A 13,439-nucleotide genomic window follows, 5' to 3' on the forward strand; every position below is an offset into this window, starting at 1 on the left:
GCAGCCTAGCCTTTAAGTGACTTCTTCGGATAGATGTCGTAACGACTCGACTTGCCTTCCAGCGCATAGCCCGGCTTGCCGCCCTCCACCGCCGGGGCCTTGCGGGGGCGCTTTACCACCACACGGTGCGAAGCCAGCGCCAGCGCTGCCTCGAGCAAGGCTGGTGCATCCGCATCGGCACCGACCAGCGGGCGGAACAGGCGCATTTCCTTTTTCACCAGCGCACTCTTGTCGCGATGGGGAAACATCGGGTCGAGATAGATGACCTGCGGCGCCTCTGCGCTCCAGCTGCGCAGCAAGGCGATGGCATCGCCACAGTGCAGGTGCATGCGCGCCACGATCGAGGCTACCTCGGCGTCCAGCGCGGCACGCTGCAGACCGTCCTCGAGCAAGGCAGCGATCAGCGGCTGGCGCTCGATCAAGTCAACACGGCAGCCGAGCGTTGCCAGCACAAAGGCATCACGCCCCAGTCCGGCCGTAGCATCCAGCACCGTCGGCCGGATGCCCGGTTGCAGGCCCACCGCCCTGGCAATCAGCTGTCCGCTGCCGCCACCGTGCAGGCGTCTATGGGCAGCGGCACCCTCGACAAAATCCACCTTCACCGGCCCGGGGCCGTGCTCGATGCACTCAAGCAGTTGCAACCCGCCGGCACCGACCTGCAAGGCGAATTCGGCATCGCCAAGCATCGGCAGACCGAGACGGGCAGCCCAGTAACCGGCGGCCTCGGCCCAGCCGGGATCGAGGGCCTCGACGCGTACGCGCGGTGCAGGTGGCTGCTCAGCCATCGAATAACTCTCCAGCGATTGCATGGGGCCGAAGGACTACTTCAGGCCGGGAATTTCTTCGGTGTGGCCACGTTGTCGCGCAGGTAAACCGGCTGCGCCTGCTCGGCAGGCAGCGCCTCGCCCCGCTCCCAGGCAAACTGCGCCAGCTGCAGCAAGTCCTGCGCATGGGGCAACAGCTCTCCAGCAGACTGCTCTACCTGACCGGGCAGGCGTCCAGCGAAGGTGGCCCAGCCGGTGCCGGCACCAAACCACTGGCCCGCGGCCAGACGCGGCAAACTGGCACGCTCGGGCGCCAGCACGGACTCCTCTCCCTGCAGGCACATCTCGCCCTGCTCCAGCTGATAGCAGCCCCAGTACACCTCATCCATCCGCGCATCGATGGCAGCCGCAACCTGACGGGCGCCGAACTCGCGCTGGGCACGCTGCGCCAGCACTGCCAGATTCGATACCGGCAGCACCGGGCGCTGCAGGGCAAAACCCAGCCCCTGCACCACACCAATGGCAATACGCACCCCGGTAAAGGCGCCGGGCCCCCGGCCAAAAGCGATGGCATCAATCGCCGACAAGGCAATCCCGGCTTCGGCACGCAAGGCTTCTATCATGGGCAGCAGGCGCTGGGCATGCAGGCGCGGAATGACCTCGTAATGGCTGATGACCTTGCCATCGTGCAGCAGGGCAACGGAGCAGGCTTCAGTGGCAGTATCCAGGGCCAGCAGAGTGGTCATCGACAGGGTCCGGCAGGGGAAAGGCAGGCAGTATAAACGCCGACGGCCCGCAAGCGGGCCGTCGGTTGCAGTGCAATTTCTCAGCTCAAGGCAGCCATCACCTTGGCAGTAATCTCTTCGACCGAGCCAACCCCGGGAATGGCGCTGTACCTCGGCGTACCGTCCTTCGCTGCTACCGCCTGGTAGAAACCGATCAACGGCTTGGTTTGCGCGTGATAAACCGACAGGCGATGACGCACGGTGGCTTCCTGGTCATCTTCACGCTGAATCAGCTCCTCACCTGTTTCATCATCCTTGCCGGCCACTTTCGGCGGATTGTGTTCGGTGTGGTAAACCCGCCCGGACGCCGGATGCACGCGACGGCCGGAAATACGCCCGACAATCTCTTCATCCTCGACGGCGATTTCAACCACATGATCAATGGTTACACCGGCCTGCTGCATGGCTTCGGCCTGGGGAATGGTGCGTGGAAATCCATCGAAGAGGAAACCCTTGGCACAATCGGGTTGGGCTATGCGCTCCTTGACCAGATTGATGATCAGGTCGTCAGACACCAGACCGCCGGCATCCATCACGCTCTTGGCCTGTACGCCGAGTTCAGTGCCGGCCTTGACTGCCGCACGCAGCATGTCGCCGGTGGAAATCTGCGGAATGCCAAATTTTTCAGTAATGAAGCGAGCCTGGGTACCTTTACCGGCACCGGGCGCTCCCAGCAGAATCACGCGCATCAATGTGCTCCTCAAGATTGGTCTATGTTTTTGCAGATTCGCCTCTTGCGGGCAATCCTGGATTCTGGCGGGCAGGCAGTCGACCCAAAGGGTGCCAAGATACACAGCAGCACCCCGCGGCACAAGCCTGCCCAAAGTAGGGGGTGCCCGTGATCAACCGGTATTGCGCAATCCTGCAGCAATCCCGGCCACGCTGACCAGCATGGCCCGCTCCAGGGTGCCGGAAGCATTCGCCGGTTTGCTTCGCGAACGCGCCAGCAGCTCTACCTGCAGCAGATGCAGCGGGTCCAGATAGGTATTGCGCACGCTGATCGACTCCAGCGTCTGCGGGCTATGGGAAAGCAGCTGCGACTGACCGGTCACAGCCAGCACTGCAGCACTCGACTGCGACAAAAAGCCGCGCAATTTTTCGCCCAGCGGTCGCAATTCATCCGCCACCAGCCGCTCGTCATATAGCTGCGCGATCGTTGCATCGGCCTTGGCCATGACCATTTCCAGCATATCGATGCGCGTGCGGAAAAACGGCCACTGCTCGCGCATGTCCTTGAGCAAGGCCATTTCACCGCGCCGGATTGCATTATCCAGTGCGGTTTCCCAGCCCAGCCAGGCCGGCAGCATCAGGCGCATCTGGGTCCAGGCAAAAATCCACGGAATGGCGCGCAGGCTTTCCACCCCGCCCTCGCGGCGCTTGGCCGGCCGGCTGCCCAGTGGCAGCAACGCCAGTTCCTGCTCCGGCGTCGCCTGACGGAAATAGGCCACAAACTGTGGATCCTCACGCACCACCGCACGGTATGCGGCTACTCCGTCTGCTGCCAGCCGGCCCATGGCCTCGCGCCAGGCTGTCTGCGGTGCCGGCGGCGGCAACAGGGTTGCCTCCAGTACTGCGGCCAGATAGAGGTTGAGGTTCTGCTCGGCAATTGCCGGCAGGCCGAACTTGAAGCGGATCATTTCGCCCTGCTCGGTGGTACGGAAGCGTCCGGCCACCGAGCCCGGCGGTTGCGACAGAATCGCCGCATGTGCCGGGCCGCCGCCCCGGCCAACGGTGCCGCCACGGCCGTGAAACAGCAGCAACTCGACTCCATGTTGCCGACAAACGGCAACCAGCGCTTCCTGGGCACGGTACTGCGCCCAGGCGGCGGCCGTGGTACCGGCATCCTTGGCCGAATCCGAATAGCCGATCATTACTTCCTGCGGCCCTTCCAGGCGCTGGCGATAGCCCGGCAAGCCGAGCAGGCGGTCAATGGCCGGGCCGGCGTTTTCCAGGTCGGCCAGAGTCTCGAACAGCGGCACGACGCGGATCGGCCGCTGCATCCCGGCCTCCTTGAGCAGCAACTGCACCAGCAGTACATCCGAGGGCGCAGCGGCCATGGAAATTACATAGGAGCCCAGCGAGGCCGGCGGCGCCTCTGCCACCACCTTGCACGTCGCAAGAACCTCCATGGTCTCGGCAGAGCCCTGGAAATGCACCGGCAACAGTGGCCGCGGGTTATCCAGTTCGCGCAGCAAAAACTCGCTGCGTGTCGGTTCATCCCATTGCGCATAACTGCCCAGCTGCAGATAGGCAGTTATTTCATCCATCGCCGCGCTATGCCGTGCGGAATCCTGACGAATGTCCATGCGCAGCAGAAACAGGCCGAAGCTGCTCACCCGCCGCAGGCAGTCGAGCAAGGCTCCGTCGGCAATCATGCCCATGCCACAGTCATGCAGCGACTGGTAACACAGCTGCAGCGGCTCCCGCAGCGACTGATTGTCCTGAAACACTTCCGGCGGTGGCTGGATATCCGTCTGCAGGGCTTGTTCGGCCCAGCTGCGGGTCACGCGCAAACGCTCACGCAGCTGCTTGAGCAGGGCACGATATGGCTCGGCGCAATCGCCCACCCGCGCCAGCAGGGCGGCATTGGCCTGCTGCATGGACAGTGCGCTGGCGAGTTCGTCGATATCGCGCAAAAACAGGTCGGCGGCCATCCAGCGCGCCAGCAGCAAGACCTCACGGGTCACCGTAGCCGTTACATTCGGATTGCCATCGCGGTCACCACCCATCCAGGAGGCGAAGCGAATCGGTGCTGCCGCCAGCGGCAGGCCTTGCCCGGTCGCCGCCTGCAGCGCCCGGTCAGCCTGGCGCAGGACATTCGGCAACGCCTGCCACAGGGAGTTCTCGATAACGGCAAAGCCCCATTTGGCCTCATCCAGCGGCGTGGGCCGGGTCTGGCGAATTTCATCGGTGAACCAGGCCTCGGCCACCAGAATGCCCAGGCGCTGGTGAATCCGCTCGCGCTCCGCCGCTGACAGGTCACTGTGATCCTGCTGCGCCAGCTGTTCGGCAATCGCATCGTATTTCTGGATCAGCGTGCGCCGGGCGATTTCCGTGGGGTGCGCGGTCAGCACCAGCTCGATATCCAGCGCACTCACCTGCTGCCACAGCAGCTCCGCCGGCTGGCCGCTGGCCAACAGTTTCTCCAGCAGCGCCGGCAACGCCAGCAGCTCGAACGGTTGCGCCTCACCGGGCTGGCGCCGGTGGACCTGATGATACTGCTCGGCAATATTGGCCAGATTGAGAAAATGACTGAAGGCCCTGACTACCGGCAGCAGCTCCTCGCTTTCCAGCCCGTCGAGGGTTGCCGACAACTGCTCGGCACCCTCGCTACTGCCCTGCCGAGACTGCTTCGCCCCCAGACGCAGACGCTCGATCTTGTCGAAGAACGCCTCTCCCAGTTGCGTGCGCAGGGTATCGCCGAGCAACTGCCCCAACAAATGGACATTTTCCCGCAAACGGGCATCGATCTCTGTCAAAACACACCTCGAACCAGCTGGCCTGTAAACTTGCCGAACCTTGAACCAACCACCCTGCAGGCTGACAAAGTCAGTCTAGGCTGATGCTTACAACCCGTTGAAAAATCCGCGGGCTGTGCACAACAAGGCTTCTATCGAGGTATATATGAAAATCCGTGAACTTGCCCAGCATTGGCAGCGTAACGCCACCGATGAGCTGTCCCCGACCCGCTATCAGCTGCGTCTGGGTCTGGAAGCCGGCGCCCGGCTGGAAGCACTGGCCGAGATGTATCCGCTACGCAGTGCCGAGGAACTGCTCGGCGAGCTGGTCGCCGCAGCCCTGGAAGAACTGGCGGCCAGCCTGCCGTACGTCAAGGGCAGCAGGATTATCGCCACCGACGAGCAAGGCGACCCGCAGTACGAGGATATCGGCCCGACACCGCGCTTTCTGGCCCTGACCCACAAGCACATGGAGGCTTTGCGTCAGGTCGGCGGGAAATGACTCAGGGCTTGGTGATCTGCGGCGTTTCCTCACCGACACAGCGCACTGCGCGCTTGCGCTGATCGACCAGCACGCCGCTGAGGCCCTTCTGCTGCATGTCGAACAGCACCAGCACACCATCAAAGCACTGGGCGATCTGGTCGGCCGGTGCCAGCGAGACCTTGTAATCGACCCCTTCGATGGTCTTGAGCATGGTGAACTCGCTCAGCAGCAGCGCGTCCTCTTCCTTGGCAAAATGCAGATAGCCGTAGTACCAGAGCACCATCACGGTGCCGAGAATACTGGCAATGCCGGTAAGAATCAGCGGAATCGGGTTACGCTCTTCACTCATGTCAGCTCACTTGCTCGGTAAAAGGTTCAGGAGTTAAACGCTATTTTGCGGGCGCCAAGGATACCGCACCTGCCCGGCAAACTGGCAGCAGCAAGTCATTGCGGGGATTCACCGAGGGGCGCCTCGGCCAGGCGCCGCAACCCGCTGAACCCGGCCGGGTCCTGCAGATAGCCGAGCATCACCTCACGCCAGACCGGCTCGCTGAAGGTTTCCACATGGGCGCCGCGGGTCAGCTGCAATACCCGGGGTGGCCGGGCCGCCTTGTACAGCGTGATACCGCTGGACAGCGGTACTACCTGATCGTCAATGCTCTGGAATATCAGCACCGGCAATCCGCCCAGCTGCGGCATGGCGAATTGCGCACTGTCGGCCTGCGGCACCATCCAGCTCAGCGGCACCTGCAGCGGCCAGGTCAGCCAGGCACCGGCCAGCACATTGCGCGCCACATCCTGATAGTTGGCCGGCGTGCCATCCAGCACCACGGCCTGCAGCTGGGCACGCCGCGCCGGATGTGTGGCCAGATAATGCACACCCATCGCGCCACCGAGGCTCTGCCCCAGCAACACCAGCGGCTTGCCCTGCACCTCGGGAGCTTGCTGCAGCCAGGCAAACGCCGCCTCGATATCGCCATACACCGCCGGCAGGCTCGGCTCGCCCCCGGACAGGCCATAGCCGCGATAATCCAGCAGCAGCACCTGATAGCCCTGCTCCGGCAACCAGTAACTGCCGCCCAGATGCCAGGCCAGATTGCCGCCATTGCCGTGCAGATGCAGCACCGTCCCCTTGACCGCCACGCCCGGTTTGGCCGGCAGCCACCAGGCATGCAGCCGCGTGCCATCGGCGCTGGTCAGTTGCACATCACGGTATTCAAGCCCGGCAGCCGTTGGCGTCAGCGGCAGACCCGGCTCGGGATAGAACAGCAGCTCGCTGCAACCCTGCAGGAACAATGCTGCCAGCAGGAAAAACAGCCCGCGAAGGCCTGGTAGACGAACGGCAAGCCGCGAACCCATGACGTCAGTTCCTAGAGGATATTCGCGTAGTCCGCTTCGATGCGATCCAGGCTCAGGTGGTTGAGGAAGTTGGAGAAACACATCCAGGCCGACAGCGCACTGAGGTCGCTGAACTGCTCCGGCAGGTACTTGGGCGGCACCACCAGTCCTTCATCCACCAGCTGGCGCAGGGTACGCATGTCTTCCAGGGTGGTTTTGCCGCAGAACAGCAGCGGGATCTGCTCCAGCTTGCCCTGACGCACGGCCAGCTGGATGTAGTTGTAAACCATGATGAAGCCCTTCAGGTAGGACAGGTCCTTGGTGAAGGGCAAGCCGGTGGGTGTCGAACCACGGAAAGCGCGACTGGCATTGCTGTAGCTGTATTCCAGACTGAAGCCCTGCTCCAGGTAGAAATCGCTGACCTGGATGAAGTCGGCGCCCTCTTCGGCCATATGGATGGCGCGGGTGCGGTTGGTCAGCTTGCGCAGGCGGGTCGGATAGGAGGCAAAGGCGATCACCTCCATGAGGATCGCCAGGCCTTCCTGGGTCACGGTCGAGGATGGCGGGCCCTTGGCCAGAAAGGTGCAGATCGGCTGATTCAGGCCATTCAGCGTGGTGGCCACATGCACCATGCCCTCATGCACTTCCAGCGCCTTGACGTCGCGTGCGTTGAACATCGCATCGCTGCGGATCTTGATGTAATCGGCACCGGCTGCGGCATCGGCCAGAATGCCATCGGACTCGAACACGCGGATGGTCGTCTCATCCTCGCCAAACACCTTGTTCAGGCGCCCCTGCAACAGCTTTACGGCATCCTTGGCAGTCAGATCCTTGACTTCGTCCTGCAGGTCGCCGCGATTGTCGATGTTGTTCAGGTAGTCGGAAAACATCAGCCCGAGGTCGGCCAGGGTCGGGTCACCGGCATGGAAGGCATCCGAGGCGGCGCCGTACAGATCCTGGGAAATCAGGCCGAAATCTTCGGTACCGCGCGCTTCAAGCATGCGCACCACCATGCGGTATTCCTTGCACATGCGGCGCATGATCTGCCCGACCGGATTGAACTGGCCGAGTTGCCGGGTGATATCGCGCTCGATGTTCTGGAATTCGAGTTTTTTCTGGCCCGCATCAAAGGGCAGCGGCCGCGTCTCGTAGTAGGCACGATCCACCTTGGGCAATGCCTTGCCTTTGGCCTTGAGGAACGCTTTGCCGATATCGTCATCCCACTTGATGGCATCCAGCACGCGAATCGGTGTCTGCGCCTGCACGATGCGATCCGACAGGGCGCGGATGGTCTGCGGGTATTCGTCCTGCGGGTTAAGCGTAGTCATGCGGTTCTCACTGGTTGCTGCGCTGGAAACGCCCAGCTTCGACGAATGCATCGGAATTGGCCGGATCATTGAGGAACGCCAGCACCTGGGCTGTAGTGGCGGTGATCAGCGCACTCTCCTCACCGGCCACCTCGACAACCTGGCCCGGCAAGCGGCCGGCCTTTACCTGCTCAACGAACAACTCGTCATCCAGGCTGTACAGGATCAGTTCGTTTCTGCTGGAAATCTCGAAGCCGCCCAGCGCAAAGTTGGCGCCGAAGCGCTTGGGCAACGGCATGGAAAAATACCAGCGATGGCCACTGCGGTTGATGCTGAAGGTATATTCCTCGGCGCCTTCCAGATTGTCCGGGCTACCCGTCATCAAGCGCGCGTTGAAACTGCTGGCACTGGCACGGCTGATATCGAGAAACATCTGCTCACCCCACTCGTTGGTGCGCGACCATTCCCCGAGCAGCGCCATGGGCGGTTGTTCATTGGCCGGCAGCGGCTCGCGAAACACCACCAGGCAGCCGCCAAGCAGAAGAAAAGACAGGACCATCATCACGCGCAATGCTTTCACTTCCAGCTCCTTGCTGCTGCCTATGACTGACCGGCGCTGACTTCTACAAACCGGTCACCAGGTAAAGATAGCGTCTGAGAATGCCGCGCGTCTCGTCGACATCAATATTCTCCAGCCCGGCCAGCAAGCCCTGATATTCCATGCGCAGAATGATCGAGGTAAACAGCTGCGCGTCTTCTTCGGGTTGGCGGGAGCCGAGCACCTCGAAAAAGTGTGCGACACCGGTGGAAAGGATTCGCTGGTGGGCCTTGGCCAGCTCGCGCAAGGCCGGGTTGTTCAGGGCTTCCAGGCGCAACGCCTGCTCGGCCAGCAAGCTGTCGCGGTTGCCCACCAGCTGGTTGCGCACATGCAACAGGGAGCGCTCGACAATCTGTTCGACAATCGCCTGTCGCGTTTGCCTGTCGCCCTGCAGACCGGCAGCCATGCGTTGCAGGTCAGCCTCGGACTCGGCCCACATGCGTGCCAGCGAGGCAGCACCGCGCTCGACAAACTGGGCAAAGGTGTCGGTTATCAGGTCGTTGATGTCTTTGAAGTAGTAGGTGGTGGCCGATAATGGCACCCCGGCCTCCGCAGCAACCGCGCGATGACGCACGGCACGCACACCATCGCGCACGATAAGGCGCATGGCGGCATCGAGTATGGCTTGACGGCGCTGCTCGCTGCCCTTGCGGCTGGCCTTGCGGCCCTGGTACTGGACGCTTTCGACCAGCGCGCTGGCGGCTCCGGAAGCTCCTTCTGCAACAGGTCTATTGCTCAAAGCGGCTGAATCCTCTCGTACGCATTTCAGGCCTTGCGGCCTGTTCCAGCAAGAATATCCATCCTGTCCTGTCTACTGCCAGACAACTTGATCCAGTTCAGCCTGGCCTGCCTGCTCGCTGCGGCTGTCGGCAATCCGGTTGTGTTCATCCACAAATACCACCAGCGGCTGCCAGACACGGGCCTGTTCATCGCTCATCCAGCTGAAAGTGGCAATGATCACCAGATCGCCGGTACTGGCCTTGTGTGCAGCCGCCCCGTTGATGCAGATCACCCCGGAGCCCGGCTGGCCGCGCAGGGCGTAGGTACTGAAACGCTCGCCATTGGTCACGTTCCAGATTTCAACTTCCTGATTGGGCAGGATGTCGGCGGCCTCAAGCAGGTCTGCGTCAATTGTCACACTGCCTTCGTAATGCAGATCTGCGCCGGTGACGGTAGCGCGGTGAATCTTGCTGCGGAACATGCTGCGATACATCGATTTCTTCTCCAGACGGCCGGGGCCGGTCACAAGCACAGGTGGATTCCCCGGATCCGCCGGGGCGGGCTGACGAAACCTTCAGACTTCCGGACGCATGTGCGGAAACAGGATCACATCGCGGATTGACGGCGAATTGGTCAGCAGCATCACCAGCCGGTCGATACCGATACCTTCACCGGCGGTGGGCGGCATGCCGTACTCCAGCGCGCGGACGAAATCGGCATCGTAGTGCATGGCCTCGTCGTCGCCGGCGTCCTTGTCCGCCACCTGGGCCATAAAGCGCTCGGCCTGATCTTCCGCGTCATTCAGCTCGGAATAGGCGTTGGCGATCTCGCGGCCGCCGATGAACAGCTCGAAACGGTCAGTGACACTCGGGTTCTGGTCATTGCGCCGCGCCAGTGGCGACACCTCGAACGGATACTGGGTGATGAAGTGCGGCTGCTCCAGCTTGTGCTCGACCAGCTCTTCGAAAATCATCACCTGCAATTTGCCCAGCCCTTCAAAACCGAGCACCTTGGCCCCGGCCTGTTTGGCGATGGCACGCGCCTTGTCGATGTCGTTGAGGTCGTCTGCGCTCAGCTCGGGGTTGTACTTGAGGATCGAGTCGAACACCGACAGCCGCACGAACGGCTCGCCGAAATGGAACAGCTTGTCGCCGTAAGGCACGTCGGTAGTACCGAGCACCAGCTGCGCCAGTTCGCGGAACAGCTCTTCGGTGAGGTCCATGTTGTCTTCGTAGTCGGCATAGGCCTGGTAAAACTCGAGCATGGTGAACTCGGGGTTGTGCCGGGTCGACACGCCTTCGTTGCGGAAGTTGCGGTTGATCTCGAAGACCTTCTCGAAGCCGCCCACCACCAGACGCTTGAGGTACAGCTCGGGGGCGATGCGCAGGTACATCGGCAGATCCAGCGCATTGTGGTGGGTCTCGAACGGCGTGGCTGCGGCACCGCCGGGAATCGCCTGCAGCATCGGCGTTTCCACTTCAAGGAAGTCGCGCTGCATGAGGAACTGGCGGATATGCGCAATCACCTGGGAACGCACGCGGAAGGTCTCGCGCACTTCCTCGTTGACGATCAGGTCGACATAGCGCTGGCGGTAACGCTGCTCGGTATCGGTCAGGCCATGGTGCTTGTCCGGCAGCGGACGCAGGGCCTTGGTCAGCAGGCGCACATTGCTCATATCCACATACAGGTCACCCTTGCCGGAACGCGCCAGCGTACCTTCGGCAGCGATGATGTCGCCCAGGTCAAAGTGCTTGATGGCTTCCAGCGTGGCGGCCGGCAGGCTCTTGCGATTGACATACAGCTGGATGCGTCCGCTCATGTCCTGCAGCACCATGAACGCACCACGGTTGAGCATGATGCGCCCGGCGACCTTGACCGGAGTCGCTGCGGCTTCCAGTTCTTCCTTGCTCTTGCCGTCACAGGCTTGCTGCAGGTCGGCGCAGTAGCTGTCGCGGCGGAAGTCATTGGGGAAGGCATTGCCCTGCTCACGCACGGCAGCCAGCTTTTCCTTGCGCTGGGCAATCAGCTTGTTTTCTTCCTGCTGCAGCTCGTGGTGGTCGAGTTGTTGGTCGCTCATGTTCTTCATTCCATCTCTGTTTATCCCCTCCCCCCGCCGGGGAGAGAGTTAGGGTGAGGGGGACAAATTGCGGACTTGACGCCCTCTCCCCAGCCCTCTCCCCAGGGGGAGAGGGAGTCAAAGTTACAGTCCTTGTTTGAGGCTGGCCTCGAGGTATTCGTCTATATCGCCATCCAGTACCTTGTCGCAGTCACTGCGTTCGATATTGGTACGCAGATCCTTGATCCGCGAGGCATCCAGCACGTAAGAACGGATCTGGTGGCCCCAGCCGATATCCGACTTGCTGTCTTCCAGCTCTTGCGAGGCGGCGTTGCGCTTCTGCACTTCCTGCTCGTACAGACGCGCACGCAACATCTTCATCGCGGTGTCCTTGTTGGCGTGCTGGGAACGCTCGTTCTGACAGCAGACCACGGTATTGCTCGGCACGTGGGTAATCCGCACCGCGGAATCGGTGGTGTTGACGTGCTGGCCACCGGCGCCGGAGGAGCGGTAGGTATCGATGCGCAGATCGGACGGGTTGATCTCGATCTCGATGTTGTCATCGATTTCCGGCGAGACGAACACCGCGGTAAACGAGGTGTGCCGACGGTTGCCGGAGTCGAACGGGCTCTTGCGCACCAGCCGGTGCACGCCGATCTCGGTGCGCAGCCAGCCAAAGGCGTACTCGCCCTTGATATGCACGGTGGCGCCCTTGATTCCGGCTACTTCACCGGCGGACAGCTCCATGATGGTGGCTTCGAAGCCGCGCTTGTCGGCCCAGCGCAGGTACATGCGCAGCAGCATGTTGGCCCAGTCCTGGGCCTCGGTGCCGCCGGAGCCGGCCTGGATATCCAGATAGGCGTTGTTCGGATCCATCTCGTTGCTGAACATGCGACGGAATTCGAGCTTTTCGAGAATGCCGGTCAGCCGTTCCAGTTCGCTGGAGATATCGGCGACAGCGCCCTCGTCATCCTCTTCGACCGCCATTTCCAGCAACTCGCCGGAGTCGGTCAGGCCTGCGGCCATGTCATCCAGGGTTTCAACGATTTGCGCCAGCTGGGCGCGTTCACGCCCCAGATTCTGCGCATATTCCGGGTCGTTCCAGACGTTGGGGTCTTCGAGCTCGCGGTTTACTTCGACCAGCCGATCATGCTTTTGATCGTAGTCAAAGATACCCCCGAATAGTCTGGGTCCGCTCGGACAGGTCCTTGATAAGGTTCAGAATCGGGTTGATTTCCATGGCTGGCAGCACTCACGGGTAATAGCGGCGGAGAAAGCCCGCGAGTATACCCGAGTCAACCGCCGCCGGCAGCTGTCCGGGCAGCGGCAACTGCCTGGTGCCGTTTTGTCACCCTTGCTGGCGCGGGACTATTGGCCGTCCACAGCTCAAATTAATTGATCTCTGCACAAAAAATCTGCATCGAGCGGTCCGCCGGGGTGGTGCTCAGCACCAGCGCATAACCGCCGGCACGCAATTGCTCGAGGGTCGCCGGTATGCTTTTCGAAAGGCGCCAGCCACCATCCACGCGCAGGGTTTGAGTGGTCTGGTTGAGCGCATAGGCCGGTTGTTTTCCCAGCGCCGAGCAACTGCCGGGATAGATGTAGGTCAGCAGGTTCAACGGCCGGCTCACTCCCATCGGTACGCCACCGATAAACATGCTCAGATCGGTTTGCTCGCCCCGGGTCACCAAAGCTGCCTGCCCGAGGTTGCCGGCGTTCTCACGGGTTGGCTGCAAGGACAGTTGCAGCACATTCTGCCCGTCCTCTCCGGCACTGCCGGCACAACCTGCCAGCAGCATGACCAGCCCGCTCAATAGCGCCCTACCGCTTCGGCTGCTCCGGTATTGATCCGTCCCTTCTTGCATACGCCATAGCCTCCTGAAGCCCTGAGTCCTTACCGGGTAAAACTTAGCACTTGCAAGGAAAATC

At 62.0% G+C, this 13,439-nt stretch carries 14 protein-coding genes; 1 reads left to right on the plus strand and 13 read right to left on the minus strand.

Going from position 1 to position 13,439, the window contains the following annotated elements; all coding sequences use genetic code 11:
• Positions 1-5: 5 nt before the first annotated feature.
• The 4 genes from BLT89_RS12540 to ppc all read right to left on the minus strand — a co-directional run bounded on the left by BLT89_RS12540 (position 6) and on the right by ppc (position 5,028).
• Positions 6-785, minus strand: coding sequence for a class I SAM-dependent methyltransferase (locus BLT89_RS12540; RefSeq protein ID WP_090195903.1), 780 nt, complete (start codon positions 783-785; stop codon positions 6-8).
• 41 nt (positions 786-826) lie between these two features.
• Positions 827-1,510 (minus strand): tRNA (adenosine(37)-N6)-threonylcarbamoyltransferase complex dimerization subunit type 1 TsaB, encoded by a 684-nt coding sequence (tsaB, locus tag BLT89_RS12545; protein WP_090195906.1) that lies wholly within the window; start codon positions 1,508-1,510, stop codon positions 827-829.
• Between the two features lie 80 nt (positions 1,511-1,590).
• Complete coding sequence (adk, locus tag BLT89_RS12550; RefSeq protein ID WP_090195908.1) at positions 1,591-2,238, minus strand: adenylate kinase; 648 nt, start codon at positions 2,236-2,238, stop codon at positions 1,591-1,593.
• A 153-nt stretch (positions 2,239-2,391) separates the two neighbouring features.
• Positions 2,392-5,028 carry a phosphoenolpyruvate carboxylase gene (ppc, locus tag BLT89_RS12555; RefSeq protein ID WP_090195911.1) on the minus strand — a complete coding sequence of 879 codons (2,637 nt, stop codon included), beginning with the start codon at positions 5,026-5,028 and terminating at the stop codon, positions 2,392-2,394.
• 145 nt (positions 5,029-5,173) lie between these two features.
• Between ppc and BLT89_RS12560 the strand changes: the two genes are divergently transcribed.
• Entirely contained in the window at positions 5,174-5,509 is a 336-nt protein-coding gene (locus BLT89_RS12560; RefSeq protein WP_090195914.1) for a pilin assembly protein, read from the plus strand.
• Position 5,510: 1 nt separating this feature from the next.
• Here BLT89_RS12560 and BLT89_RS12565 read toward each other — a convergent pair whose 3' ends face one another.
• The 9 genes from BLT89_RS12565 to BLT89_RS12605 all read right to left on the minus strand — a co-directional run bounded on the left by BLT89_RS12565 (position 5,511) and on the right by BLT89_RS12605 (position 13,309).
• Entirely contained in the window at positions 5,511-5,840 is a 330-nt protein-coding gene (locus BLT89_RS12565; protein WP_090195916.1) for a hypothetical protein, read from the minus strand.
• Positions 5,841-5,935: 95 nt separating this feature from the next.
• Positions 5,936-6,850: an alpha/beta hydrolase gene (locus BLT89_RS12570; RefSeq protein ID WP_090195919.1), complete on the minus strand. Its 915-nt coding sequence runs from the start codon at positions 6,848-6,850 to the stop codon at positions 5,936-5,938.
• Positions 6,851-6,861: 11 nt separating this feature from the next.
• A complete protein-coding gene (locus BLT89_RS12575; RefSeq protein ID WP_090195921.1) occupies positions 6,862-8,157 on the minus strand; it encodes a flavohemoglobin expression-modulating QEGLA motif protein in 1,296 nt (431 codons plus the stop codon).
• A gap of 7 nt (positions 8,158-8,164) precedes the next feature.
• Positions 8,165-8,716, minus strand: coding sequence for a hypothetical protein (locus BLT89_RS12580; RefSeq protein WP_090195924.1), 552 nt, complete (start codon positions 8,714-8,716; stop codon positions 8,165-8,167).
• A 43-nt stretch (positions 8,717-8,759) separates the two neighbouring features.
• The gene (locus BLT89_RS12585) at positions 8,760-9,473 is read right to left on the minus strand and encodes a TetR/AcrR family transcriptional regulator (protein WP_090195926.1); all 714 of its coding nucleotides are present in this window, start codon (positions 9,471-9,473) and stop codon (positions 8,760-8,762) included.
• A gap of 72 nt (positions 9,474-9,545) precedes the next feature.
• Positions 9,546-9,986: an aspartate 1-decarboxylase gene (gene panD / locus BLT89_RS12590; RefSeq protein WP_408003046.1), complete on the minus strand. Its 441-nt coding sequence runs from the start codon at positions 9,984-9,986 to the stop codon at positions 9,546-9,548.
• 42 nt (positions 9,987-10,028) lie between these two features.
• The gene (gene lysS / locus BLT89_RS12595) at positions 10,029-11,531 is read right to left on the minus strand and encodes a lysine--tRNA ligase (protein ID WP_090195932.1); all 1,503 of its coding nucleotides are present in this window, start codon (positions 11,529-11,531) and stop codon (positions 10,029-10,031) included.
• A 123-nt stretch (positions 11,532-11,654) separates the two neighbouring features.
• Positions 11,655-12,750 (minus strand): peptide chain release factor 2 gene (prfB, locus tag BLT89_RS12600; protein WP_157718866.1). Its coding sequence is split into 2 segments (ribosomal slippage): positions 11,655-12,677 and positions 12,679-12,750, totalling 1,095 coding nucleotides; the frame shifts between segments, so codons are not numbered across the junction.
• Between the two features lie 151 nt (positions 12,751-12,901).
• Positions 12,902-13,309: a hypothetical protein gene (locus BLT89_RS12605; RefSeq protein ID WP_157718867.1), complete on the minus strand. Its 408-nt coding sequence runs from the start codon at positions 13,307-13,309 to the stop codon at positions 12,902-12,904.
• Positions 13,310-13,439: the final 130 nt, after the last annotated feature.

It is taken from the genome of Pseudomonas pohangensis (assembly GCF_900105995.1).
Classification (GTDB): Bacteria; Pseudomonadota; Gammaproteobacteria; order Pseudomonadales; family Pseudomonadaceae; genus Aquipseudomonas; species Aquipseudomonas pohangensis.